This is a genomic window from Sulfitobacter sp. SH24, assembly GCF_965641895.1.
Lineage (GTDB): Bacteria > Pseudomonadota > Alphaproteobacteria > Rhodobacterales > Rhodobacteraceae > Sulfitobacter > Sulfitobacter dubius.
The window spans coordinates 136870-161747 of record NZ_CBFFKK010000001.1; the positions used below are offsets into that span (position 1 = coordinate 136870).

At 53.1% G+C, this 24878-nt stretch carries 17 protein-coding genes and 2 pseudogenes; 10 read left to right on the plus strand and 9 right to left on the minus strand.

The window, feature by feature from the left end; genetic code table 11:
• The first annotated feature begins 59 nt into the window (after positions 1-59).
• Entirely contained in the window at positions 60-1502 is a 1443-nt protein-coding gene (locus ACSQ16_RS00545) for a GumC family protein (protein ID WP_435988356.1), read from the plus strand.
• A complete protein-coding gene (locus tag ACSQ16_RS00550) occupies positions 1499-2770 on the plus strand; it encodes an O-antigen ligase domain-containing protein (RefSeq protein WP_168612178.1) in 1272 nt (423 codons plus the stop codon). Before ACSQ16_RS00545 ends, ACSQ16_RS00550 begins: the two co-directional genes overlap by 4 nt.
• Before the next feature lie 23 nt (positions 2771-2793).
• Here the strand turns inward: ACSQ16_RS00550 and ACSQ16_RS00555 are convergent, their stop codons facing one another.
• Together ACSQ16_RS00555 and ACSQ16_RS00560 are read right to left on the minus strand one after the other, a co-directional pair.
• A complete protein-coding gene (locus ACSQ16_RS00555) occupies positions 2794-4185 on the minus strand; it encodes a sensor histidine kinase (RefSeq protein WP_435988357.1) in 1392 nt (463 codons plus the stop codon).
• Positions 4182-4658, minus strand: coding sequence for a molybdopterin-dependent oxidoreductase (locus ACSQ16_RS00560; RefSeq protein ID WP_435988358.1), 477 nt, complete (start codon positions 4656-4658; stop codon positions 4182-4184). The genes ACSQ16_RS00555 and ACSQ16_RS00560 overlap by 4 nt, the downstream gene beginning before the upstream one ends.
• A gap of 288 nt (positions 4659-4946) precedes the next feature.
• Here ACSQ16_RS00560 and ACSQ16_RS00565 point away from each other — a divergent pair, with 288 nt between their 5' ends.
• Both ACSQ16_RS00565 and ACSQ16_RS00570 read left to right on the plus strand, forming a co-directional pair.
• The gene (locus ACSQ16_RS00565; RefSeq protein ID WP_435988359.1) at positions 4947-5786 is read left to right on the plus strand and encodes a universal stress protein; all 840 of its coding nucleotides are present in this window, start codon (positions 4947-4949) and stop codon (positions 5784-5786) included.
• 80 nt (positions 5787-5866) lie between these two features.
• Entirely contained in the window at positions 5867-6280 is a 414-nt protein-coding gene (locus ACSQ16_RS00570; RefSeq protein ID WP_435988360.1) for a universal stress protein, read from the plus strand.
• A 74-nt stretch (positions 6281-6354) separates the two neighbouring features.
• On the opposite strand, the gene ACSQ16_RS00575 is transcribed toward ACSQ16_RS00570, so the two are convergent.
• Positions 6355-6690, minus strand: a complete 336-nt coding sequence (locus ACSQ16_RS00575; RefSeq protein ID WP_435988361.1) for a hypothetical protein — start codon at positions 6688-6690, stop codon at positions 6355-6357.
• Between the two features lie 212 nt (positions 6691-6902).
• Positions 6903-7990, minus strand: a protein-coding gene (locus ACSQ16_RS00580) for an IS3 family transposase (protein ID WP_435988362.1) whose coding sequence is annotated in 2 segments (ribosomal slippage) — positions 6903-7729 and positions 7729-7990 — 1089 coding nt in all. Because the reading frame shifts where the segments join, the coding sequence is not laid out codon by codon here.
• A gap of 203 nt (positions 7991-8193) precedes the next feature.
• Between ACSQ16_RS00580 and ACSQ16_RS00585 the strand changes: the two genes are divergently transcribed.
• Positions 8194-9096: a hypothetical protein gene (locus ACSQ16_RS00585; RefSeq protein ID WP_435988363.1), complete on the plus strand. Its 903-nt coding sequence runs from the start codon at positions 8194-8196 to the stop codon at positions 9094-9096.
• An 81-nt stretch (positions 9097-9177) separates the two neighbouring features.
• Here the strand turns inward: ACSQ16_RS00585 and ACSQ16_RS00590 are convergent, their stop codons facing one another.
• Complete coding sequence (locus tag ACSQ16_RS00590) at positions 9178-10560, minus strand: glycosyltransferase family 4 protein (RefSeq protein WP_435988364.1); 1383 nt, start codon at positions 10558-10560, stop codon at positions 9178-9180.
• A gap of 88 nt (positions 10561-10648) precedes the next feature.
• Positions 10649-12421: an ABC transporter ATP-binding protein gene (locus ACSQ16_RS00595; protein WP_435988365.1), complete on the minus strand. Its 1773-nt coding sequence runs from the start codon at positions 12419-12421 to the stop codon at positions 10649-10651.
• Positions 12422-12623: 202 nt separating this feature from the next.
• On the opposite strand from ACSQ16_RS00595, the pseudogene ACSQ16_RS00600 reads away from it, so the two are divergent.
• A pseudogene (locus ACSQ16_RS00600) lies at positions 12624-13429 on the plus strand (IS3 family transposase); the annotation flags it as partial.
• A gap of 234 nt (positions 13430-13663) precedes the next feature.
• On the opposite strand, the gene ACSQ16_RS00605 reads toward ACSQ16_RS00600, so the two are convergent.
• Positions 13664-14920, minus strand: coding sequence for an IS110 family transposase (locus tag ACSQ16_RS00605; protein WP_435988366.1), 1257 nt, complete (start codon positions 14918-14920; stop codon positions 13664-13666).
• Between the two features lie 136 nt (positions 14921-15056).
• Between ACSQ16_RS00605 and ACSQ16_RS00610 the strand changes: the two are divergent.
• Positions 15057-15410: pseudogene (locus ACSQ16_RS00610) on the plus strand (integrase core domain-containing protein); the annotation flags it as partial.
• A 97-nt stretch (positions 15411-15507) separates the two neighbouring features.
• On the opposite strand, the gene ACSQ16_RS00615 reads toward ACSQ16_RS00610, so the two are convergent.
• The gene (locus ACSQ16_RS00615) at positions 15508-16926 is read right to left on the minus strand and encodes a glycosyltransferase family 4 protein (RefSeq protein WP_435988367.1); all 1419 of its coding nucleotides are present in this window, start codon (positions 16924-16926) and stop codon (positions 15508-15510) included.
• Between the two features lie 125 nt (positions 16927-17051).
• On the opposite strand from ACSQ16_RS00615, the gene ACSQ16_RS00620 reads away from it, so the two are divergent.
• Positions 17052-20303, plus strand: coding sequence for a glycosyltransferase (locus ACSQ16_RS00620; RefSeq protein WP_435988368.1), 3252 nt, complete (start codon positions 17052-17054; stop codon positions 20301-20303).
• A gap of 395 nt (positions 20304-20698) precedes the next feature.
• On the opposite strand, the gene ACSQ16_RS00625 is transcribed toward ACSQ16_RS00620, so the two are convergent.
• The gene (locus ACSQ16_RS00625; protein WP_435988369.1) at positions 20699-21514 is read right to left on the minus strand and encodes a condensation domain-containing protein; all 816 of its coding nucleotides are present in this window, start codon (positions 21512-21514) and stop codon (positions 20699-20701) included.
• Between the two features lie 306 nt (positions 21515-21820).
• Between ACSQ16_RS00625 and ACSQ16_RS00630 the strand changes: the two genes are divergently transcribed.
• Both ACSQ16_RS00630 and ACSQ16_RS00635 read left to right on the plus strand, forming a co-directional pair.
• The gene (locus tag ACSQ16_RS00630) at positions 21821-23269 is read left to right on the plus strand and encodes a mannose-1-phosphate guanylyltransferase/mannose-6-phosphate isomerase (RefSeq protein ID WP_243263490.1); all 1449 of its coding nucleotides are present in this window, start codon (positions 21821-21823) and stop codon (positions 23267-23269) included.
• A 972-nt stretch (positions 23270-24241) separates the two neighbouring features.
• Positions 24242-24649: a VanZ family protein gene (locus ACSQ16_RS00635; protein WP_243267776.1), complete on the plus strand. Its 408-nt coding sequence runs from the start codon at positions 24242-24244 to the stop codon at positions 24647-24649.
• Positions 24650-24878 lie beyond the last annotated feature (229 nt).

A 24878-nucleotide genomic window follows, 5' to 3' on the forward strand; every position in this document is an offset into this window, starting at 1 on the left:
GCGCGCCCGCGTATTTTACAAGGCGGGAAGGTAAGATTTGGGCAAAGGAGATGCCCCCAATGACCTTCCGAGATGCAGCGGCCTATGCCGCCCCTGAAGTACCGAAGCGCCGCCTTTCCATTCGCCGCATTTTGCTGGGCGGGCGCGTCAGCGATTTAGGGCGTTTCCCCCGGTATCTTGCATTTGCCATCCTGGGCGGCGCAGCTATCTGGGCGCCGATCACCGGTTACCTGCGTACGGCACCGCTTACGTTTAAATCTCATGCTTCTTTAATCCTTCCAGGTTCTGGCGCTTCGGCTTCGCTGAACCTGAGCGGGATTGGTCAGGCGTCCTCCTACGCGAACTCCGCTTTTTCCAGCAATTCCGTCAGCCCGACAGAAACCTACAAACGCTTGATCGGTGCGGACCGTATCTTGGCGGCTGCCGCCGATACACTTGGTATGAGTGCAAAAGAGTTTGGCAAACCTCGCATTAACCTTGTTGATCAAACCAGCCTTATTCATCTGGAGGTAACGGGCGGCTCGGAGGAGGATGCACAGGCACGCGGTAATGCACTGCTTGCCGCCTTTTTCAAGGAACTGGATGCATTGCGTGCAGATGAGCAGAATACCCGTGAAGATAGCGGTTTGGCTGCGATTGAAGACTATAGGAATTCTGTTGCTGCCACGCGTTCTGATATCGCTCGACTTCAAGACGAAACCGGCCTGACCTCTAGTGAGCAATATGACGCTATGGTTGAGACCACGCGCCTCTTAGAAAGCCGCGTTCAGGATTTGGCAGCTACCTTGAGCGAGAAAACCCAAAGTGTAGCTGCCCTTGAAGCTACTTTAGGCCTGCCTGCAGACTCTGCAGCTGCCACACTAAAAGTATATGCGGATGCGCAGTTTCTGACGCTAACCGAAGAAGTCGGCCTCCAAGCGGCTAAGCTTTCTGAAGCGCGGTCCCTGTTTGGCGAGGAGCATCCGAAGGTTCAAGCCGCTCGGGCTGGCCATAGCGCCGCACAATCAGCAGCACTTCGACAAGCAATTGCCGTAACAGGACTGGATGAGGCGGAGCTTAAGGGGCTTGATCTTGCCCCTGCCGGTGCGCGAGCTGAACTTTTGGCGCAACTTGTACGGATGGACGCGGAACGAGCCGGTGTGCGGGAGCAGCATGCAACTTTGTCCGCCCGCTTGAAAGAAGATCTGACCAAGCAACAGCGTCTCGCTGCCACAGCCGCAAAACTGCAGGATCTGCAACGGGATTTCTCGGTAGCAGAAGCCGTGTTTGCCACTGCAATTGCCCGTACACAGTCTACCAAATCTGACGTCTATGCCTCCTATCCGCTCGTTCAGGTTCTTGAAAACCCATCTCTTCCTGATCGCCCTTCGTCGCCCAACCGTAAACTGGCCATTGCCGCCGGTGGTGCTGCTACCTTTATGATGCTGTTGGGATTGACCCTTGGCTGGATACGCTCTGCGCTGATTGGCCGGCTGATTGGACTGCGGAAGCCTCGAGCATGATCGCTCAAAACCCCGCCGAAAGAATGGTCTACAAAGCCATGGTGTATACATGGCCATTCTATGCCATTGGGGCGCTCTATGTCGTGGGTCCGGTATTGGCATGGGTTTTGGGCGGTTTGGCAGGGCTTGCGTTATATTTGGGGCCCGCGATGCGCGAGGACCTTAGAGCAACTGGCAAGATGCCAGCACTCATCTGGTGTTGGTTCATCGGTATGTTCGTAATGCTGGTTGTTCTATGGATTGGGCATCTTGATTGGGGGCTGGGTCTCAAAAAGACGATCAAGTCTTCAATTGGCTGGGCGAAGGGATGGGCCCTGTTGGCACTCTTTCCGTTGGTAGGCGCTGTGCTCCCAATACGCCGCGCCGTTTTGATCCGCGGTCAATGCGTCATCGGAGCTTGGACTCTGGCGCTCGCACCTTTGTTGCTCATCGCACCCTATGTTGGCTTGCCTGAGAAAATTTTCACCTCCCCGCTGAAGGCTGTGGGCGGACCAGGGCCTGAGTATTTCTCAGTCTATTTCTTCACCTTTGATCCTGCCAGTTGGACGCCAAGGTGGCAGTTCTATGCCCCCTGGTCCCCCTTCGCCGCCTTGCTGGGTGTGATCATGGTCCTCTTTGCGCTGGAAGAGAAGGATCGCAGGTGGATGTTGGCCGGTGTGGGCGCCGGCGTGTTGATGATCTTGGCCTCAAAATCACGCATGGGACTTGTGGGCCTGGTGGCCTGTACGATTGGGCCACGAATGATGCCTTTGATCCTCAAGGGTTGGGCATGGCATGTTACCGCTGCTTTAACAGCTTCACTTGCCGTTTTCGGCACGGCTCTTCTGACTTTGGGCCAAGATGCAGTTGCCACCTTCAAGGGCGCGCGGGCTGATAGTACACGCGTACGCGAAACCTTACAGCGCATTGCTCACGAGCGGTGGCAAAACGAAGCTGTTTGGTTTGGACATGGAACCATACACCCCGGATCTCATGCCGTAGAATACATGCCTATTGGCAGCCATCATACTTGGTACGGACTACTTTTTGTTAAAGGTCTTATTGGTTTTGGCGCGCTTTTGGTGCCAATGGTTTGGCACACATGTTTTGCAATGCTCGACGCCGCTCGGCATTCGCGGGGCCGGCTGCCCATGGGCATCCTGATGACGATGGTTTTGCTGTCTTTCGGGGAAAATATCGAGATCGAAGCTTATATGCTTTGGCCTGGCCTCATCCTTTTAGGGGTGCATCTGCGCGAGGTCGCGAACAATGTTTCGGACCAATCGTGATCCGTCTCGCCTTTCTGCTATGGTCATTGGCCAAGATCATCTCTTGGCTCAGGCAGAAGAACCAGCTCAATCCAGAAGGTTGATCCTTTCCCTTCAGTAGAGCGAAACCCGACGCTTCCGCCGAGCAGGTCCATAAGTTGTTTGGTGATGCTCAACCCAAGGCCACTGCTCTTGTTTGCACCCGTTGTGCCAGGATTGACTTGGTGAAAGGCTTTGAAGATATCCTTTTGTTTTTCGAGCGGTATTCCAATGCCGTGATCAGTCACTTCAATCCGTGCTTTGTGGCCAATCTTCTCCAGCGTGACGCTCACCACATCCCCCGAAGAGGTGAACTTTGCTGCGTTAGAAAGTAAATTGCTCAAGACCTGTGACACACGTGCGCTATCAGTAAGAGCTACAGTCTTTTCTGATGGCATGGATAGTTCGTAGCCAACTCCAAGGGAGCTGGCATAGGTGTGGCAACCTTCCACAGCAGCCTCGACAACGCTTGCAAGATCAGTGGGCTCTTGTATGACCGTAACCTTTCCCTCGCTCAAAGCCTGAGCATCTAAAATATCATTCACAAGCGTGAGCAGCCGGTCACCATTGCGGCTACATATATCCAGCAACCTCAGGGAAGCTTTGTCTTGCAAAGACGCACTTACTCGGGCTTTCAACAAGTCCAACCCGCCAAGGAGTGATGTAAGGGGCGTGCGCAACTCATGACTGACAACACTCATAAAGTTCATTTTCAGGCGCGACGCTGACGTTGCTTCTTCCGCAAGGACTCGCATTTCCCGTTCTCTTTTTGCGGTAAAGCGAAGCTCAAGCATAAGCAGCGTCATAAATATTCCAAAGAGAACAAGGATCGTTGTCCCAAGATAGGTAATGGCTTGCGAGAGGGAGAGCAGGCCGGTTCTGAACTCGGTCAGCGAACTCGTTTTTGCTTGCGCAAGAGACAGTAGAAAACTTCTGAGAGAAGCATCAAAGCCTTCGAGGGCTTCCAGAAGAAATTCGGCCTTCTGCTGCCGGATCTCGTAGGTCATATCTTGCGTAGCGAACTCTTCAATCAGGGGCTCCAGCGTCTCAAACCGCTCTTCGAGCGCCAAAAGCACGCTTTGATCGATGTTGAAGGTTTCGATGATTTGGGCCAGTTTTGCTTCTTGGAGGATGGTGATCCGGCTCCAAGCAATGTCGAAGCGCAAAGCAACATCGGTCGCAGGTTTGAAGCCCAATGCAGCTTCACTAAGTTCTCTTTCAAGCCGAAGCATTTCGAACTGTAGTTGCGATCCGATCCATAGCGGATCGCTTTGTTCTGCTGTTTGAATGCTCTCGACGCTCTCGCCGAGCTTCAGGACCACAGCAATACCAAAAAGCACAGCTCCGACAAAAAGTACGAGAAGAATAGCTTGGATTTTTCTGCTTTTTCTCTTCACTCGACAGCAATTTCTTTGAGCTGCCAGACGAGCCGGTCGTTATAGATGTCGCTGCGCAGCTCAGGGTTGTCATCCATTGGATAAATAACCCAAATCGGCCCTTTGTTGCGTACCGTCATTGGTTCCCCGTCTCGTAGGACAGCCAAAATAACATCATAGTCAAAAGCATCCGAGGCAGGCACGGTTGAAGTGAAATCATTGAGCGCGATCATCTTTAGTTCGGCATCTTTGTCAATTTCGAGGGCCTCCAACACAGTGCGCAAGAGTGGTCCCTGAAACACAGCGGATGGCTCCACATAGTCATTTGCGGTGACCACGGTCGTTTGGGGCAGTGTTTGTAATTGCTCTAGGGTAAAATCTACTGACTGCTTTGAGGTCGTAAGGCTCAAGATAGTTTGAGCGAAGCCAAAATTTGGCAAGATCAATACAAAGATCGCGATGACTGCGCCCCATATCTTTTTGCTATGCATCATCAACCTCTTCTGTGTTTACCGTAAAAACCTTACCATAATTTTGGGCTAATTTGTGGCATACGGACAAAGCTTGCCTCATCGCCTTGACTCCTAACCAGCTACCACTTGAACTTTTTAAGTTAACGAACCTGTTAGGGAGAGTTCCCCCAACAACACAGGGTCCGCCGCATTGAAGCGCGGTACGTATGTCAGGAGCTCTCTCTTGATTTGATCTACGTCAAACCCCAGCCTGTTGTCCCTTGCTAAGCTGAGCATAGACGCACGGGATGTGCCAACAGGAGGCGTATTATGTCAATCAAGACAATTCTGACCTGCCTTACCGATACGCAAACCGCTGAAGCGGTATTGCGTGCCTCAGCTTTGCTGGCCCGCCAACATAATGCCCATGTCATCGGGTTGCATACAATAGAAGCTTTGGTGGTCTATCCTGGCATTGCCATGCATGTCCCAGACAGCGTGTTTGCAGCATATGGTCAGTCCCAAAAAGAACAATCGGCCGAGCTGAAGACCTTGTTCGAGACCCATCTTCACACTGAAGATTTCGCCTCCGAGTGGCGTCTCGTCAAAAGCCAGTCAGAGACTGCCTCAGAGCGGATCGTTGAAAGTGCGCAATGTGCAGACCTTGTGGTGATGCCGGCTGTAGATTCCGACGCACAGAACAATGGGCATGCCCGTCTTTTAGAAGCGGTAATCCGGGATGCGGGGAGGCCAGTCCTTGTGGTGCCTAAAGACTTCAAGGCTGACACGCTTGGGCAAGACATTTTGATTGGTTGGAACGGTACACGCGAGGCAGTGCGAGCTGCGCATGATGCCCGTGCCTTACTCAGCGCAGGTGATAGCGTCCATATTGTGCGGGTCAATGAACATCATCAGGACGTTAGCCGCGATGTAACATCAAGCGACCTCGCTGCTGCCTTTGCTCGACATGGGATTAAGACCACTTTGGTCAAGCGCTTCTGGGAGCGTCCCGGTGTGGCGGCTGCATTGAACAAAGAAGCGTTTGAAAGAGAGGCAGATATGATTGCGGTCGGCGCCTTCGGGCATTCACGAACATACGATCTCGTCATCGGAGCGGCCACCCGCGAGTTGCTGCGGAGCGCTGACTTTCCAGTGTTGTTTTCTCGCTAAGCACCCACCAAGACGAGGTGCCGCCAAGAACCTAGAGGCTGAAAGCAGCCGCTGCTTTCCTCCCAGAATTGGAGAACCCTATGTACACAAAAATCATGATCCCCATTGATTTGCGTCATGTTGACCAAATGGGGAAGGCGCTTCAGGTCGCTGCTGATGTCGGAAAACTTTATGGTGCGGAAGCCCATATTCTGGGGGGAGGGCAAACGGCGCCCAGCCAAGTTGCACGTACGCCCGAAAGTTTTACCGATAAACTGACGGCTTTCGCATCTAAAAGCTCCGAGATTTACGACATAGCTTTCGAGGCACATAGTGAGATCAGCCACGACCCTTCGGTTGATCTCAATAATGTCTTAACGCGCGCCGCGAAATCTATTGGAGCCGATCTTGTCGTTATGGCAAGCCACACGCCTGGATTTGCCGAACATATATTCTCGTCCAACGCCGGCTACTTTGCTTCGCATGCCGATATATCAGTGCTGGTCGTGCGCTAGTTTCACATATCTTGAGGGGGTCAGCCCAAAGCAGTATATTCACGTCTGCCTGCAAACAAACCAGAGGCAGACCCTCAGCCACTTTCGGCGTTATCTGCCAAATCGTACTCCTTCCAACCAAATAATCCGGAGAGCGTACCCAAGACAAGAGAAGCTGACCCCCAGAAAGCCATATCGGGAAAGTCATTTGAGATAGAAAAGGCCAAGAAGGCAGCAACCACGAAAATAACCCCCCCAAGGCGGGGGAGCTTGAAGGTAAGGGCTCCGGCGCCAAACACTAGGACGGCAAAAGTAATGCCGAAAGAGCTTGTCTGGGTAAGCTCTTCTCCGGTTTGCTCATGGAAAACCATGAACTGAAGCATCACCAGGATACTTAAGCCAATCCCAATCGCGCCTAATGAAAGCTTCATAAAGTGCCTCTTCGACAATTCTGAACAAACCCGGAACTTAGGGGAAAGACATCAGGTTACATGCATAGTCTCTTGTGGCCGATAGAGTGCCTTTTCACGCGGGGATTTACAATCCTAGGCCTTCAGGGCTGGTAGGCAGCGCACGCCACAAAGCGCGCAGCATGAAGCGCTTCGGTAATCTCCCCATTTTTAATGGGGTCCAGCCGTAGAATTCACGCAGCCGTTTTCAGTTTCATGGCGGGTGTCATCCCGCCGATGCCCATGTTGGGTCGCTCGTTGTTGTAAGTCCAGAGCCATTGTGTTGCTTGGTCTTGTGCCTCCTCGATGGTTTCGAAGATGTATTGCCCCAGCCATTCGCCACGAACGGTGCGGTTGTAGCGCTCGATATAGGCATTCTGTTGGGGCTTACCGGGCTGGATATATTCGAGCCGCGCATTGCGTTTCTCAGCCCATTCCATGAGCTTCCCGCTGACGTATTCTGGGCCGTTGTCCACACGAATAGCTTGGGGCTTTCCGCGCCACTCAATGATCTGGTTCAGCGCACGCACGACACGTTCAGCAGGCAGCGAGAAGTCGACCTCCATAGCCAGTCCTTCACGATTGAAGTCATCCAAGACGTTTAACGTCCTGATCGACCGGCCATCCGCCAACTGATCCGCCATGAAGTCCATGGACCAAGTTTTATTTGGTCTTTCAGGCACAGCCAGTGGTTCTGGTTTGTCCCGCTTCAAGCGTTTCTTCGGCTTGATACGCAGGCTCAACGCCAGCTCACAGTAGTTCCGGTAGACTCGTTTATGGTTCCAGCCATAGCCCTGCACGTTGCGCAGATACAAAAAGCACAGGCCGAAGCCCCAGGTCCGCTTGTTAGCCGTCAAGCGTTCAAGCCAATCTGCGATCTCTTCGTTCTCATCGCTCAGCACAGGGCTGTATCTGTAGCAGGTCTCGCTGATCTCGAACGCACGGCAGGCCAGAGCTATGCTGACCCCATATTGCGCAACTGCATTCATGGCCATCTCTCGCCGATGAGACGGCCTTAACGCTTTTTTCCAAGCGCTTCCTTCAGCAAGTCGTTTTGCATGCTCATCTCGGCATACATGCGCTTCAGACGACGGTTCTCTTCCGCCATATCCTTCATCTCGGAAATCAAGGACGCATCCATGCCGCCAAACTTGGCCCGCCATTTGTAAAAACTCGCGCTGCTCATTCCGTGCTCGCGGCACAGCTCAGAGACCGGCACACCGCCCTCCGCCTGCTTCAACACTGCCATGATTTGCGCGTCGCTAAATCGTCCGTTCTTCATCGTAAACCTCCTCAGATATCCTGCCGAGAAAATTCTACTTTTGAACACCTCTAATTTTAGGGGGGATTACCGGTCACCGATCTTCGCCGCGATTGCTTTCCTATACTTTTGATCGTTCGACTATAGATGTCGTCTTTGGCATTATCCTGAACTGAACGGTTTTTTGTGGCTATGTGATGGCCCTTATTGGATTAAAGAGCTTTATGACAGCGCATTACCAAAACAAGTTGGCCTCTCCTCATGAGACTGCAGATGCGAAAGCAATGCGGGACAAGGCCCGAGTCACCTTTGTCCGCTTGATTGCTCTGATGGAAGCGGAATTCTTAGCGCCTCGTAAATTAAAGCATCTACCTGACAGCGCACGCAGTCATCTCACCCTTCCAGAACTTCCAGCCGCATGGTTCTCTAAGCCAGTAGATGGTTGGAACTGGGTTACGCTCAACGCAGAAGCAAAAGCCACATTCGACGACTATTACGACCTCTTGTTCTGCTTACACGCAGTGCGGCAATTCAAGATCAATCTGGCAGCGCTTCAAGGAGCAGCAAACACACGAAATGACGACGCTAGAGCCTTTTCAGACCCGGTGCAGCAGGAAGTACATAAGTTGCAGTCATCTATAGTGACGCTTGCACTTCAGCAAAGCCATCAACCTTTGGCTGGTACAATTGGCATATTGTCGACCGAGAGCAAAGTCACGCCAAAGTACGTCCAGCAACCATATGCTTATCAAGTTAAGGGGCGCGCCACCGATATCTCTCTTGATTGCTGGGATGCGGCTGATGACCTAGAGAAAGTAAAACAATACCCCGCCTCAGGGTATATCCCCCGATTGGTCGTTTTCGATGACACACCTTCTCCTCGCTTAACCGCCTATATAGAAGCTTACCAAAAGTATGGCGGTGAGATTTTTCTTGGCGACCTTGCGTGGGAGCATGTTCACCAGCATGCGAACAAAAACCTTTGGATCTGCATAGATCGCTACTGCCGCAACCCGTTGAGGCTTGTATCTTCGGCGACAGACCTCGATCCCAAACCGCATGGCATAAACGCCATAAGCGAGCGTGGCGTACCTTCTTGGGCGAATAGCGTTCTCGGGCGTTGTTAAACCAAAGAAATTCTGAGACGGAAGCTAGCCCTCCACAGCAAGCTTAAATGTTGCCAACGGTCGCGATAGAGCCCGATGTTATCAGAGTGCCTGCATAAATTCTTCAGCGACATCATCCCATGTCCGAAGGCTTGCTTGCGCGATCCGCTCCTCAAGAGCCTTACGGTGGGCTGCATCATCAATTAACATCTTGCAGGCCGCAGTAATACTCTCCACGTCCAGAGGGTCACAATACTCTACTAGGTTTCCGCCCACTTCAGGCATCGAAGTAGACCTCGCCACAACTGCAGTTTTTCCCATAGAAAGGCTCTCCCCAATAGGGAGCCCCCACCCCTCGTAAAGACTAACCATGACGGTGAAGAGGCAGTTACTATAGAGCGCTGCAAGCTCTACATCAGATGGCCGGTTGACAATCTCGATCATGCCATTGAGGCTTTTCGTTTGCCTCATGAAATCAGTGAAATCCGGACTTTGCCAGTTTTGCTTTCCTGCAAAGACCAACTTTGGTGTGGCAATGTCTTCATCAGCGCACAGATGCTCCCAAGATAGGGCCAATCTCAGCAGGTTCTTGCGGTCTTCCAAGGTACCGACAACTAATACATAGGGATGATCAAGTATTTGATTAACCTGTTCGCTGCAGGCACCTCTGTCGCCCGCATCGGGCCGATGGAACTGCTGGGCTAGAGGCACCACTTTAACCGGCCGCGGGGTGCCTTCCTCTTCTAAATAGCTCAAAAGGTCTTTGGAGGTATGGCATGAATTGGCTAGGTAGCTGCTGCAGTAGTTTGTGGAGTTTCTCAGCCAATTGTCGAACTTATGGGAGAAGCCCCCGTTCAAATGCTCTTTAGCGAGAATAGGAATGAGATCGTGCACAAAGATGGTAATATCAATCTGCTTGTCGTTTTTTAGGCGTTCTAGTTCTTTCGCCAGCTTACTTAGACCGAAGACGGCCCCCAAAATAACCACCCGGTCACCAGGCTTTGCCAGATCACGCACCAACTGCCCTTTTGGCTTTGGTGGGAAGGGAGCAACCTCACGCTTGTGCTTGCTCGCATGATAGCTTTTCCATTCGGCAATTGAGCTCCCTTTGTTAACGAAATGAGCCTCATCGCCGATCGCCGCCCTAAAGTGTCGAACAATTGAGTAAATACAATACTTTAGGGGCCGCAAACGATACCGTCCAAGGGTCGGGGCTGTCTGCTCCATGCGGCGCGCCTTAGAGCCAAAGAACATATGGCTAAGCCGATCAGTATCGAACTCAGGCATATCTGTAATGTAGGAAGCTGGCAGAGCGATGTACCGGTCATCAAGCGTCCAGAACGAGATCATGACATTCGCGGGCCCTGACTGCGCCGAGAACCGCTTAATCAATTCGAGAGACACCCGCTGGATCCCCGAAATAGAAGACTCCGTGCGCACATAACTTAAGATGTCAGAAACGTCGAAGAAGTAAGTCGGGGCCACCACTGTTCGCCTTTGTGATCTAAATACTATTTTCATGTATAGTTGAAGTCGGGCTCTACTGAGGTATGTGAAGCCTCTAGGGGCGACCTCAGCCATAACTGTTGCGTTGAGCGGTGAACATGGCTGCGTAAAGTCCATCAAGCGCCATCAGCTCACTATGCGACCCTTTTTCTACAACCGCCCCCTCATCTAGCACATAGATCATGTCCGCATGCGTGACGGTAGAGAGCCGGTGCGCAACAATGATGGTTGTCTTATCTACAGCCAAAGTATCGATAGCGCCGCGCACCTTTTCTTCGGTGCGCTGATCGAGAGCTGAAGTGGCTTCATCTAGCAGCAAGATGGGTGCGGAGCGCAGAAAAGCGCGCGCGAGGGCAATACGTTGCTTCTGGCCACCAGAAAGCTGTGAACCTTTCGGTCCTAGAGGAGCGTCTCCGCGGCTTCGCATCAATGTATCGATCCCTACCAGCTCAGCAGCCCGCCAGATTTCAGCCTCGCTTGCTTCGGGACGCACATAACGAATATTTTCATAGATCGAGTTGTTGAAGATTACGATATCCTGTGCAACGACAGAAAACGATTGCCGCAACTTGTCGATACGTAGTTGGTCGACGCGATCTTCGCCAATTTTAACCGCCCCTTTGCTGACGTCATAGAGCCGTGCAATCAAGCTTAGTACGGTGGTTTTGCCCGACCCTGTGGCGCCGACGATCGCTGTAATCTTCCCCCCCTCAAACGTCATGTTCACCCCTTCGAAAAGAGGCTGATCTTCTTTGTAGGAGAAGAACACATCTTCCAGAACGATATCCGCATGAGGGTCAAAATCTTCTTTGGCGTTAGGCGCATTCGTGATGGTCGGACGCTCACGATAAAGCGATTGCAGGCTATCTAAGATGATTAAGCTTGCCTGCAGGCTAACAAAGAAGGTGGTCATGCGGCGCGCAGGGTCGAATATCAGCGCCATACCGACCATGAAGGCAATAATTGAGGCCCCATCCATATCAAAGCCAGGGTTGAGCGCCATGTAGCCCCCAACCCCGATGATCAGAACATAAATTATGGCAGCCAAGATATCGACCGAAGGGCTCATCAATGCTTGCACTGCCTGTAGACGAATTGTCAGGCGCCTGATTTCTGTCGTGGCCCGGTTAAGACGCATCTGCTCCACGGGCTCTTGATTAGAAATTTTGACCGTGCGCATGCCATTGCTCATCTCTTCGATGCCAGACATGTAATCGCCCATGGCATTCTCTGCGCTGGCCTGCACCTCTTTAACGCCATGAGAGATGTGTCGGACAAGAATGGTCACCGTTGGCATGACAAGAATGACCAAAAGAAACAGCAAAGGGTTCTTCCAAGTCAGATAGCCTGAGACGATAACCACCGTAACGGCATCGCGTGCAGCATTCACTGTGGTTTGCCCGATAAAGCCACTGAGATCCTGGGCCTGATTGACCAAGCGCAGAATGATCTCACCAGATTTGGTGCGCTCAAAGTATGCCAAATCAAGGGTCATCATGTGATCAATCAGATCACGACGCACCTTGTAGACTGCGTCGCTCGCCAGCCAAGTCGACAAACGGGGTACCGTATATGACATGAGCGCTCGTATGGAGAAAATCCCCATAACCATGGCGCAAACACCAACCAGACCTCCAACCGAACCATTGTCGAAGATGACCCGCAAGCCATCCTCGGTTAGTCGGATAAACTGCTGATAAGCCACCCCTTGTATCAGGATCATCCCCATTACGAGGCCAAGCCAAGGTGCCTTCTGCTTGAAGTATTCATGCCAGAACCATGCGATATTCTTCTTATCCTGATCTGTGAATAAAGGACGTCGGCCATTCTTCCGGAACATTTTGGATAACCTGATCATGGGCATAAAAATCGCGTTCTCTGACAAGTACGCGCTCTCTATAAGAGAGTAGGGGTAAAGTGTATCCCTCAACTGCTACTCGCCAGTCGGAGCGCTGGCCAATGTCACATAGTCATTATGACCTGCCCCCCGCGAGATCCCTCACTTTATTGTAGAGTTTGCTCAACCACGAAGGAGCAAACATATGCGAAAGAGCCGTTTTACCGAGGCGCAGATTATTGGGATGATTAAGGAGCAAGAGGCAGGCATGCCGACAGTCGAAGTGTGTCGTCGCCATGGCCTTAGCCCCTCCACATTTTATAAGCTGAAAGCCAAATACGGGGGCATGGATGTTTCCGAAGCTGCCCGGCTGAAGTCCCTTGAAAATGAGAATGCCAAGCTCAAGCGGCTGCTGGCCGATACGATGCTCGACAATGTCGTGCTGAAAGATCTGCTGGGAAAGAACTGACGACATCAAGCAAGCGGCGGGAGGCAGCGCTTAAAGCGATGCGGGACCATGAAATCTCGCAGCGTCGTGCCTGCAGGCTTGTTGGTGTCGACCCAAAGACAGTCCGGCGTGAACGCCCGCCGGACTGCGCTGAGATACGCAAGGAGATGCAGGAGATTGCCGGCAAGCGGCGTCGGTTCGGCTACCGCCGGATCGGCGTTCTGCTCGAACGCAAAGGTATGGTCATGAACCACAAGAAACTTTATCGGCTCTACCGGGAGGAAGGGCTTTCAGTGAAACGACGCCGCGGTCGCAAGCGGGCCCAAGGCACACGCACTCCTATGCCGCAGGCGGTGCGCCCCAATGCACGGTGGTCGCTGGACTTTCTCTCCGACAGCTTCGGGGCTTCACGGAAGTTCCGTATCCTGGCGGTGATCGACGACTGCAGCCGCGAGAACTTGGGCCTAATTGCAGACACCAGCATCTCCGGCGCGCGTGTCGCTCGGGAACTGGACGCGCTGGTGCGGATCTACGGAAAGCCCGCTTGTATTGTCAGCGACAACGTCCTATGTTGGGAAAATCTGGCTGCTTAGGTCAGCAGGTCATGGGACATCCGGAGCACCGGATGCCCTGTTACGTTTGCCCAGACGGGCTCTGCCGTCAAGAAATGATCTCTTCCATAGCAAACACAGGGTACGCGCGCTGGCGGCCCTCACCGTCCTTAATACGAGATCCCAAATCCCAAGCAGAAGGCCCGAACATTATCTACGAGGTCAGCAATCTGCCTCCACGGCTCATCAGAGAGAGGTCCTTCCGCCTGGGCTCACCCCCTCGAAGAAGGGGCGATAGGGTGCGCCATGTTTGACCACGGCGTGTACGGTGCGCGCCATCTTGGCCGCGATCGCGGTGTAGGCCTTGCGGCGCAGATGGGCGTTGTGTCGGTCCTTCGAGATGTAGCGTTCGAACTTGTCCCGGAAGCTGTTGGTTCGCTTGAGAACGGCGGTTTGGCCGGCCATCCAGAGCGTGCGCCGCAATCGGGCATTGCCATACTTCGAGATGCGGCTTTGGCCACGGAACATGCCGGACTGCATTGTGGCGAGGTCCATTCCGCAGAACTTCAGGAACTGCCGGTGATGGCGAAACCGACGCAGGTCACCGGCCTCGGCCAGGATGGTCATGGCGTTGATCGGGCCGATCCCGGGAATGGTCGTCAGCAGCTGATAGTCGGGCAGATTCGACAGCAACTCGACGGCCCGTGCCTCAATCACATCCCGCTGTCGGATCAGGCTGCGACCTTCGGCCAGTACCATGCGGAACATGCGGATGGCATCGGAGTCGGAATGCACTGGCAGTCCGACTGAACTGATCGCAGTGGCGTAAATATCTGAAAGCAGGCGCTCTTTGGAAACCTTGCGGCCAACGACCTCCCAAGCATCAGCTATGAAAGCCTCCTGGCTCATGACCGTGATCATATGTGGCGATGGATACTTCTCGAGGAACGCCAGGAACCAATCGGTCCGCGAGCTTCGGTGAAATCGCTCGGCCTCGGGAAAGTACAGCGGTAGGTAATGCGTCAGGATGCGGTGCCACAGCTCGGTCTTCGAGCGCGAAACGATCTCGTGGGTTTTGGAGAGCTCCTGGATGTCCGCGGTCCCGGTCACGAGCGGATCATGGAAGAACTGTACGGCCCCGATCTCCATCATGTGCAGAATGACCTGGGCGTCCTTGGGATCATTCTTGTCCCATCTGTTGTGCAGAGCCTCGCGCGTTCGGGCCAAGCCAACGGAAGAGACAAGCTTCAGGTCGAAACCGGCCTGGCCGAGATGATGAGCCAAAGCACGGTGATAATTGCCGGTCGCCTCAAACCCGATCCGTACCGGCAGTTCATAGCTGGCGAGAGAGATGGCCAAGCGCTGAAAATCTTCCAGCGTGTTCGTAATCGTTATGCGGCGACGGCGTTTCTTGCCGGGAATGCCAATAAGCACTTCGTGCCGGTGTTTTGAAATGTCGATGGCGACCAGCACGGTCGAAGCAGTAGAATGGGTGGCGGTCATAGCCGGTCTCCTCAGCAGTGTGGTTATGCAAAACCACTGTTGAGACCTGAGACCCGGTTATGGCCACCCGCTGCGCAATTTGGAGGCTGCGCGCGTGGCCATAACCTGTCCGCAGCCCTTCTTCCCGACGTGCTACGGGACCGAGTTCACCAGTCGGGCAGTCCTGCGATGGGCCGACCAGAACGCCATTCCATGGCATTACATCGATCCCGGCAGGCCACAGCAGAACGCCTTCATCGAGTCATTCAACGGCAGCCTGCGCGACGAACTGCTGAATGAGGAGATCTTCGACAGTTTGGATGATGCGCGGCGGAAGCTGGCCCTCTGGCGCTACGACTACAACACCGTCAGGCCACACTCATCGCTCGGAAACCAGACGCCAAAGCAAGCGCGGCAGGCGCTTGAGCAATTTGAGGGCTCAGCGCCCACCGCGCTTGCCCAATCCGGAACCCCCAACTATCAAAAACAAACCTGCAAACTCTCGTTATGAGCGAGGGACCAATGGGGTGCAGGTCAATTAGGCTCTTGGAATAGCGACAAAGACGCCTTGAACTCCCTCTGCAGCCGGTAACTGTCCTCGTGTTGCGTTAAGCAACCAGCTTCAGAAGGTCGCGGCCCACATCGTCCCAGCTTCTCATGGTCGCCTTGGCAATCTTTGCCTCCAAAAGACCACGGTGCTCTGAATCCGAAATGAGTTTGAGGCAAGCCGCTTTGATGGACGAGAGGTCATGTGGATCAAAATATTCCACCAGATTACCGCCCACTTCTGGCATTGAGGACGTTTGCGAGACGACCCCGGTTTTGCCGTAGCTGAGCCCTTCACCGATCGGCAGCCCCCACCCCTCGTAGAAACTAGGTGTGGCCGTGAACAAGCAGTGACGATAAAGGAAATCCAGCTCTTGATCGGTAGGGCTCTCGCAAATTTCGATCCACCCCCCCAAACGACCCGTAGCTTGCATGAATGCCTCAAAATCGGCGTTGAGCCAGCCTTTACGGCCCGCGAAAACCAATTTGGGGAGCTGAACACCTGGCTCAGCGCGCAGTTGGTCCCATACCTGTGCTAGCGCCCAAAGATTTTTACGTGCCTCCATCGTGCCCACGCAAAGAACGAAGGGCCATTTGAGCAAAGCGCGAATGTTTTCATTCAGGTCCCAACTGGTAGCCAAGGCAGCATAGGGCGCAGGTATATCCGTCTTCGTATGCACTCGGGGAGCAGATACTCGGGGCAGGGCCTCTTGCGCCAACGGCAGAACAGCGACGTCCCGCTCGGCTTCGTGGCTGGCCAAGAATACATGCAGATCTTTTGCAGTCGCCTGTGAGTTGGCCAGGTACAGATCTGTACTTTGTAAAGTACTCAAAAGCCACTTATAAAACCGCATCGGATCGGTGCCTGAGATGTACTCAGGATTTTGCATCTGGATCAGATCATGTACCATTAAGGCAATTTTGACGCCCTTCTCACGCAAGTCGTCGCGCCAATTTTTCGCAACATTCCAGCTTGGATCAAGCCAGCCTGCATCCAAAAGGACCACCCAGTCACCCGGCTCACATACCTTTGAAGCCGCTTGGGTTTCAAAAATTGGCTTGTGACGCGCATGGCTCGGATTTGAAGCCCGCCATTCTTCTATTGTCAGGTTCCGTTTACGGAAGTGATCTTCATTCCCTATTTTGGCATTAAGATCGCGCAAAACCGTATGAATAATGCGTTTGGCAGGCTTTTTCGCGTAGCCTTCCAATGACGGCCGAGGCGCACTCCTCGGAGCGGCATCAAGCACGTGAGCGAGTTTTTCTAAGTCTGCGGCCCCCTGCGGGGCCAAGAAGGAATAGGGTAACATGCGATAGTCGCTCGCATCATCCCCGCAATATCCCAGCCAAAGCTTATCCTTAGGATAGTGAGCTGCGAGCGCCTCTATGAGCATCACCATAACCCGTTGGATGCCGCTCAGTTGCGCGTGTTTAGAAATATAGTTACGCAGTTCAGTTACATCGACAATTATCTTTGTCATATGTGAAAATGCCATGTCTAGGATAGAATGGTGGTTCTATTGGCAGACTGCCTGCTTCTTAGCAAGCAGCGCCTAAGCCCCCTTGTCCGGATGGGGGCACAGTAAAGCCAGAGTTGAGGGCAAGCATGAACAGGGACCTTTTCTACCGTGATTTTGAAGCGGCCTTTCGAGGATCACGGGAAGAGATCATCACGCGCTTAGGCTTTTATGCCCCCTTTGTGCAGCCGTTACGGGGCATTTCCGAGATGCCACTGGCAACCTTCGATATGGGTTGTGGGCGCGGCGAATGGCTGGAAACTTTGGGACGCTGGGGATTTGCAGCACGAGGCGTTGATCTTGATGAGGGGATGTTACTAGAGGCGCGCGACCTCGGTCTCGACGTCACCTGTGCCGACGCGCTCGAAAGCCTATCCGCACTACCCGATAATAGCCAATCCGTTATATCGGCATTTCATCTCGCGGAACACATTCCTCAAGATATGCTACTTACTCTTTTAGAGGGAGCCGTGCGAGCGCTCGCTCCAGGCGGTATTTTGATCATTGAAACCCCCAACCCAGAAGCCATTGGCGTAGCAACTCTGACGTTTTACAATGACGCAACGCATCAAAGCCCCATCCCGCCTGAGGTTCTGAAGTTCCTCTTCGGCTACCATGGGTTTAATCCTGTCGGGCGTTTCAGACTCAATGGGCCGAAAGACCGTGGCACACCAGGTTTGAAGGGTGTGCTTTATGGCGCTTCTCCTGATTACGCTGTGATCGGTCAAAAGCCGGGGAACGAGGCCGCAGAACAAGCTCTTGGGCGAGCGTTTTCTTTGGATATTGGAACTTCCAGTGAAGACCTTGCAGGAGCGTTCGATGCCGCACAGCAACAGCAGATCAGGATATTGAATGATCAGTTGCTCCAACTGCGGAACCAAACAAACGCAATGCAAGCCGACATTGCCCTTCTGCACCGCCTCAAAAAGACCAAGTTCATGCAAAGGTCCCGCAAGCTGCGCAGCCTTGCTGATTGGATCAAAAAGCCCAAACGCCTGCGTCCAGTGCGATTGAAACCCCGTCCGGTTTCTGCACCCCTGATGGCACCTGTTGTCCTTCCTCAAGGCCCACTCAGTTGGCAATTAGAAGGCCCTTTCGATAGCTCCTACTCCTTAGCTTTGGTCAATCGGGAGCTTGCGCGGGCATTGGATAGAGCCGGGCAAAAGGTGGCTTTGATCTCGGCCGAAGGGCCGGGCACCTTTGAGCCAGATCCAAAGTTTCTTGAAGCCGAACCCGATCTCGCAAAGATGTTTGGACGCTCCGAGGATGCGAGGATCGTCACTCGCAATATGTACCCTCCTCGCGTTAAAGATCTGCCTAAAGGCTCCGAGAAAACCCCGATTATCGGCGGCCTGCATTGTTACGCGTGGGAAGAAACAGGGCTCCCCGTAGAGTACGTCGAGCACTTCAACAAACATTTGCGGTTCATGACTGTAACCTCGCCACATGTGCAGAGGGTGATGATTGATAACGGTGTACGGGTACCAGCATATATCGTTGGGAATGGTGTAGATCACTTGGCGCTTGATCTAGATCCTAAGCCTACGCCTATTTTACCTCAGCGAATTAAACGCGCCGAACGGGTCTTCCTTCATGTCTCCTCTTGCTTCCCACGCAAAGGCGCTGATGCTCTCCTTAAAGCTTGGTCAAAAGCCTTCGGGCATCGGGATGATGTGGCCCTGATCATCAAGACCTTTGAGAACCTACATAACGATATTGCATCACAGATTGCGAAGGAGCCGGGCCTATCACAAGTTCATCTGATCTCAGACGACATGTCAGCCTCCGAGCTCTTTGCGCTTATGGCCTTGGCCCATGTTGCTGTGTTGCCGAGCCGCGCAGAGGGCTTTGGTCTGCCCGTTGCAGAGGCCTTGATGTCCGGATGCAGAGTAATCACCACCGGCTGGAGCGGCCAAACAGTCTTTGAAGGATGCCCACTCCTGCGCTTTGTCGATTATGATCTAGTGCAAGCAGATAGTCACTTAGGGGCCGGGAACAGCCTGTGGGCAGAGCCAGATCTCAACGATCTCGTTAATGCTCTCAACGAAGCAACCGAGATGGCCTTGCCGACCGCCGCGGAACAAAAGGCAGCGCGCGATTGGTTGCTAAGCCAGTTTACTTGGGATGCTGTTGCACAACGTAGCATTGCAGCTGTTAGACATGCTGCCGCCACCCCCACAACACCTCCCCGCATTGGCTGGATCAGCACGTTCAACACCCGCTGTGGAATTGCGACGTATTCCGAGCATCTGATTGATCACATGCCCAATGACGATATTGTCGTCTTAGCTTCTGATAGTGACGACACCCCCCAGCAAGATGAGAGCTTACCGCGTCCAATAGTGCGATGTTGGCGTGAAGGGCAGGGGGATTTGAGCCGCCTTACGGCACAAATTGACGCAACAAACCTCGATGTTCTGGTCGTACAATTTAACTACGCGTTTTTTGATATGTCTCAGTTAGGCACCTTTCTGACTGAGCAGCACGCGGCCGGTCGCCGAGTGGTGATGATGCTACATGGCACCAATGATGCGCGCGCACCTGCAGATCGCCAATTACGTCAAATCGCTCCATCGCTTCAAAGCTGTGATCGCCTCGTGGTACATACATTGGCGGATATGTCTCGACTTCGAGACATGGGAATTACAGATAACGTAACCCTGGTTCCCCATGGGATCCTAGCCCCCACAGAAAGTAAAGCTTTGCCACCCCGTAAGGGTCCAATTGTTCTGGGAAGCTATGGGTTCTTTTTGCCTGGAAAGGGTTTGGTTGACCTGATCGATGCCGTCGCTCTGCTGCGCAGACAGGGCCATGATGTCGTATTGCGTATGATCAATGCTGAATACCCTCAGCCAGTCTCACGCGCGGAAATTGAACTCGCACAAGATCGCGTAGCCTATCACCAGATAGAGGACGTCGTTCAGATCAATACAGAATTCACAAGCGATGCAGTGGCCATGGCAGCCTTGCAAGACTGTGACCTTATTGTATTCCCCTATCAATCAAGCGCAGAGTCAGCCTCAGGTGCAGTGCGCTATGGATTGGCAAGCGGTCGTCCAGTGGCGGTCACACCTCTAGAGATCTTCTCAGATGTCGCAGACATCACTCTGACCTTGCCCGGTTGTTCCGTCACCGACATGGCAAAAGGAATAGAAGGTTGGCTCGAGGGCTTACGTTCAGGCTCTCATGGCGCGTCGAACAGCGTGATCGAGGACGTACTAAGACGAAGCGCTGAATGGTGTGCCGCACGATCCTACACCCGCACGGGTGCCCGCCTTTCAGGAATGTTAACCGCATTACACAACGCACCACCTGCCACTCTCTTTGACATGGACGATTGAGAACACCTAGGGGCTGCATGACAGCAACGCTTAGGATCCATCATTGATGCCATCGCGCTTTGGCTCGCACAAAGCCACGCCAGCGTCTCAAAAATGCGCTCTTCGCCGGTCACGATGCTGGCGCAAACTGGGCAACAGAACGCGCTTCATCGCATGCAGGGGCTACTTCTGGGCCAGATTCTTTTAGCCGGGCCATCTCTTCTGCATGGAGCCTTTCGCCGCGCCGTTCTTGCTTAAGCTTGTCGAGATAGGGTTTGCCCTGTTTGAGAAGATTTTTGAAATGTACCCATCTATGTCCGAGGCGGCCTTTACGGATGCGCCCATCAGGTCCGCTAGCATCGAGGAATATTAGAGCCTGAACATCGCGGCCTGCCGCAAGAAGTTTCTGAGCTACTTCAAATGTAATGAAGCTGCTGACCGACACCGCAACGAGTGAGACTGCCCCAAGCTGCTGAAACCACTGTGCTAAGAGTCACATCCGTAGCATTTGCCAAAGAAACCAGGGCTTTCGTTTCGCGCATGCTTAGCTGCTGCGTCAGTGTCTCTTTACGACTTGGTTCTTGGCGAGGAGCAATGAGTCCGGTGTCACCCTCCCAGCTCTCAAGGGTTTGGGCAAAATAGGTTTCTCCCGATGTGTAGTTTAGAGCCTCTACTGCAGTGCAGTGCTGTAGGAAGATGCTGTCTGCAACCTCGGGCGTAACAGGCGAAGGGCGCCCAGCCTCTATGGCCTCATAGTTGATAAAGGCTTGAGCCAGTAAAGGAGCGAAGCTGCGTCCGTCGAGCAAAGCGTGTGGAAAAGACCAAACCAAGATACTTGAAGTCGGCCCAGTCCGTATTAGAGTGAGCCGAAAGGAAGGGGCTGCGTCGAGCGGGCAACCTTTAGCGCGGTCAGCTTTTAGAAATGCTCGAAACTGTTGGCGTATCTCATTGGGGGAAACATGAGCCCAATCAAGCGTTTCCACGGCCACATCATGAGACACCGCGATACGCTGCGTTGAACGTGCTGCTCCATTTGATTGTATCTCCAAACGGGGAATAGGAGACTGTTCGACAAGCTTCTGGAAAGCAGCTGCAAGGATACCGGGGCTTAAGCACTCATGATCCAGATGGCAGACAATCTGCTCAAGATATAACCATGGCCGCTTTGAAGATGCAGCCACCATAGCCTCTTGAACCGGCGTCAAAGGCACAGCTTGGGTTTGAAAACTCACTCGTAAAATCTCAACGCTTAATATTGGCAAGCATAAGCCGATTTCGCCTAAGAAAAAACAAAATTTCTATGCGATGAATGGATCTCGTCGTGCGGACGAAAGCCGAAACGGCCGTCGGAGGTGTTGATCGACGGCGAGACGGTCAAGGCTGTGACGAAGCAATACGAACTGCTGCCTTGGCAGTTACGCCAAACCCGTGTGACCAGCGTACCACTTACGTGAAATCGATGGCACTCTTAGCTTGGCTTATGGCTTCTAAAGAGTCAGGCTGCTACTGCTCTTAGCAGTGTTTGACGAGGTAACTAGATGACCCACATTGTGCACCCCATTCTGCTGTGCGGCGGTTCTGGCACACGGCTTTGGCCGCTGTCCCGCAAAAGCTATCCAAAACAGTTTGCGAAGCTGATGGGGGCATACAGCTTATTTCAAAGCTCGGCAGAACGCATGATAGGGCAGGGATTTGCCCCGCCAGTACTATTAACGGGATCAGACTTCCGCTTTGTGGTAACTGAGCAGCTTGCGGCAGTGGAGATTTCCCCTGCGGAGATTTTAATCGAGCCAGAAGGCAAAAATACTGCGCCGGCAATTCTGGCCGCAGCTTTGAGTCTGGCAGAGCGCGCTCCAGAAGCACTGATGCTTGTCGCTCCCTCAGACCATGTTATCCCAGATGCGGAGGCATTCCGCAGCGCGGTGCAAGCCGCTACACCTGCGGCACAAGCAGGTCAGCTGGTCACCTTCGGTATACACCCTGACCGCGCAGAGACTGGCTATGGCTGGCTGGAGATCGATGGTGCATTGGCAGAAGAGCTGGATGCTACACCTCAGCCATTAAAGCGCTTCGTCGAAAAGCCAGACAAACCTACTGCAGAGGCTATGCTCGCCGATGGTCAGCATTTGTGGAATGCGGGTATCTTCCTCTTTTCCGTAAAGGCGATCATTGCGGCTTTCGAAACCCATGCGCCCGAGATGTTGATGCAAGTGCGTACCGCCCTGGAAGAGGCGGAGAAAGATCTAGGCTTTACGCGGCTGGCGCCAGATGCCTGGGCCCAAGTCGACAACATTTCCATCGATTATGCCGTGATGGAAAAAGCAGATAACCTCAGTGTTATGCCCTACTCGGGGGCGTGGTCAGATTTAGGAGGCTGGGATGCTGTCTGGCGCGAATCCGGGCCAGATGAAGCCGGAGTGGTAACTTCCAACTCTGCGACGGCCATCGATTGTCATGATACACTGCTGCGTGCAGAAGACCCACGCCAGCACCTTGTCGGCATTGGCTTGCAAGATATCATCGCAGTTGCCATGCCTGATGCAGTGCTGGTCGCCCACAAAGATCGTGCGCAGGATGTTAAAGAGGCCGTGGCGGCCCTCAAGAAGAAAGGCGCCGCACAAGCCGAAACTCTGCCTCGCGACTATCGGCCATGGGGGTGGTTCGAAAGCTTGGTCTCGGGATCGCGCTTTCAAGTCAAACGTATTGTAGTGCACCCAGGCGCGGCGCTCTCACTGCAAAGCCATCATCATCGCTCTGAGCATTGGATCGTTGTCGAAGGTACCGCAAAAGTTACGATCGGAGAGGATGTGCAGCTCGTAAGCGAAAACCAGTCAGTCTACATTCCCCTCGGCACGGTCCACCGTATGGAAAACCCCGGAAAGATTCCCATGGTACTCATTGAAGTGCAGACAGGAAGTTATGTGGGTGAAGACGATATCATCCGCTACGAAGACGTTTACGCCCGCGGCCAAGGCGCTAAGGGCTAGATCCATAAACTTAAGTGACGGCTGTATGGCCGCACAATCAATCTGAGATTGCCCCCATGAAACGACTTATCTTGATACCTTTCCTGCTTCTCTCTGCTTGCGGCTCAACGCCCGGCAAAGAACCACCAATGCACTATGACCGCACCACTGGTGAGATGCGGCCCTGTGCTCACATTGGCATGTTAGGAGACTGCAAGCATTTCATGTGAGGACGACTTAGGCAGCGCCGAAAGGGGGCGTCCTTCAAACTCTTTATTTCCGACGGAAACCACAATGTTTCCGCAGGACAAAGCCCGAACAAATTGGCCTTGGATGTGAATATACTTGCTGATGAGAACAGTGCGGATCATGGCAGACCTCGAGCTTTAAGTGGGTAAGTCTTACCTATAAGTACCGCTTGGCCATGCGTAAAGACGCAAAGGCTAGATACCTGCGCAAGAGCGCCAGCGTTAAGCTGGGCACCCTTGAAGCAAAGCCATCCTTTGGCACCATATCCGCTCAAATGAGCAATCGTACTGTTAGATACCAGCTCGTTTAGAACCTGAACTTATTGAGTGGCCCAAAACAGAGCACGAGAGGACTGCAAGGGCCGCTTAAGGAGTGGGCGGAAGATTTTCTACAGCCGTCCCATCTAAGCGATAACGAGTCCTCAACGTTCAGATGGCGCGTCAAACTTGGGGGAGGGCACCTCTCAATCTGCTTCAACCGAAGCTCGCAACTATATAATATCATTGTTATTTTATTATTCATTAAATTCACTCTTATGTAAGCGAGGCCTGAGGCACGGCTGCTGTTCGGAGGGGAGGAACGGGTACCTTGCGGTATTATGCCGTCTCAAATGATCGGGGATCGTTCGTGTTATTGAGCTATGGTAGGCACGCCCGCAGCGCACATTCACCATGTCGGTCGCCTTTAGGCCAGTGGGGTATCTATGCGCCTTGCTTTCCAAAATTTTGAGCTGAAAACACCAAGATGAGAGACAGACCCAAACCTCAATCAACGCCGCTGAGTGTTAAGCAGCGCCGATTGATTGCAATTTGGCTAACTGCCGGTCTGGCCGCTGGCATCGCGGCGTTGACGTTGATGCCCTTAAACACACCTCAAGCCATCCCGGGCACCGACAAAATCCATCACATTATCGCATTCATGGCGCTAACGTTGCCTTGCGCTGCCTTCTATCCAAAGGCTCTCTTCCAAGTTATGGTTGCGGCTGTCACCTACGGTGCTCTGATTGAGGTAATCCAACCCTATATCGGACGATCCGGCGAACTCACAGATTTCTTCGCAGACTTGGCAGGGATAGGGCTTGGCGTCAGCATTGGGCTTCTCTTGAACATAATTCTAAAGAGTTCAGCCCTGCTGCGTCCGCTGCGAGGATAACACAGACTTCAGTTGCCGGCTCAATGAGCTACAAAGAAATCGGCCAAGCCCACACTTAAGTCTTATAGGTGGCCACTTATTGCCCCATTGCTGGTCAACAATGCATAAGCATAGAGCAGGATTGGAGCAAAAAATGACACAACACTCAAGAACCGATCTTTTCCATATGATTGGATACAGCCTGATCGCCGCAGTCGTCGTTTGCGTCACACTATATACTTGATAGCGC

Bases quoted from the DNA above. Each gene is read 5' to 3' on its own strand.
- ACSQ16_RS00545 (WP_435988356.1), top strand. From the start codon at position 60: ATGACCTTCCGAGATGCAGCGGCCTATGCCGCCCCTGAAGTACCGAAG.
- ACSQ16_RS00550 (WP_168612178.1), top strand. From the start codon at position 1,499: ATGATCGCTCAAAACCCCGCCGAAAGAATGGTCTACAAAGCCATGGTG.
- ACSQ16_RS00560 (WP_435988358.1), bottom strand. From the start codon at position 4,658: ATGATGCATAGCAAAAAGATATGGGGCGCAGTCATCGCGATCTTTGTA.
- ACSQ16_RS00565 (WP_435988359.1), top strand. From the start codon at position 4,947: ATGTCAATCAAGACAATTCTGACCTGCCTTACCGATACGCAAACCGCT.
- ACSQ16_RS00570 (WP_435988360.1), top strand. From the start codon at position 5,867: ATGTACACAAAAATCATGATCCCCATTGATTTGCGTCATGTTGACCAA.
- ACSQ16_RS00575 (WP_435988361.1), bottom strand. From the start codon at position 6,690: ATGAAGCTTTCATTAGGCGCGATTGGGATTGGCTTAAGTATCCTGGTG.
- ACSQ16_RS00585 (WP_435988363.1), top strand. From the start codon at position 8,194: ATGACAGCGCATTACCAAAACAAGTTGGCCTCTCCTCATGAGACTGCA.
- ACSQ16_RS00595 (WP_435988365.1), bottom strand. From the start codon at position 12,421: ATGTTCCGGAAGAATGGCCGACGTCCTTTATTCACAGATCAGGATAAG.
- ACSQ16_RS00605 (WP_435988366.1), bottom strand. From the start codon at position 14,920: ATGACCGCCACCCATTCTACTGCTTCGACCGTGCTGGTCGCCATCGAC.
- ACSQ16_RS00615 (WP_435988367.1), bottom strand. From the start codon at position 16,926: ATGACAAAGATAATTGTCGATGTAACTGAACTGCGTAACTATATTTCT.
- ACSQ16_RS00620 (WP_435988368.1), top strand. From the start codon at position 17,052: ATGAACAGGGACCTTTTCTACCGTGATTTTGAAGCGGCCTTTCGAGGA.
- ACSQ16_RS00630 (WP_243263490.1), top strand. From the start codon at position 21,821: ATGACCCACATTGTGCACCCCATTCTGCTGTGCGGCGGTTCTGGCACA.
- ACSQ16_RS00635 (WP_243267776.1), top strand. From the start codon at position 24,242: ATGAGAGACAGACCCAAACCTCAATCAACGCCGCTGAGTGTTAAGCAG.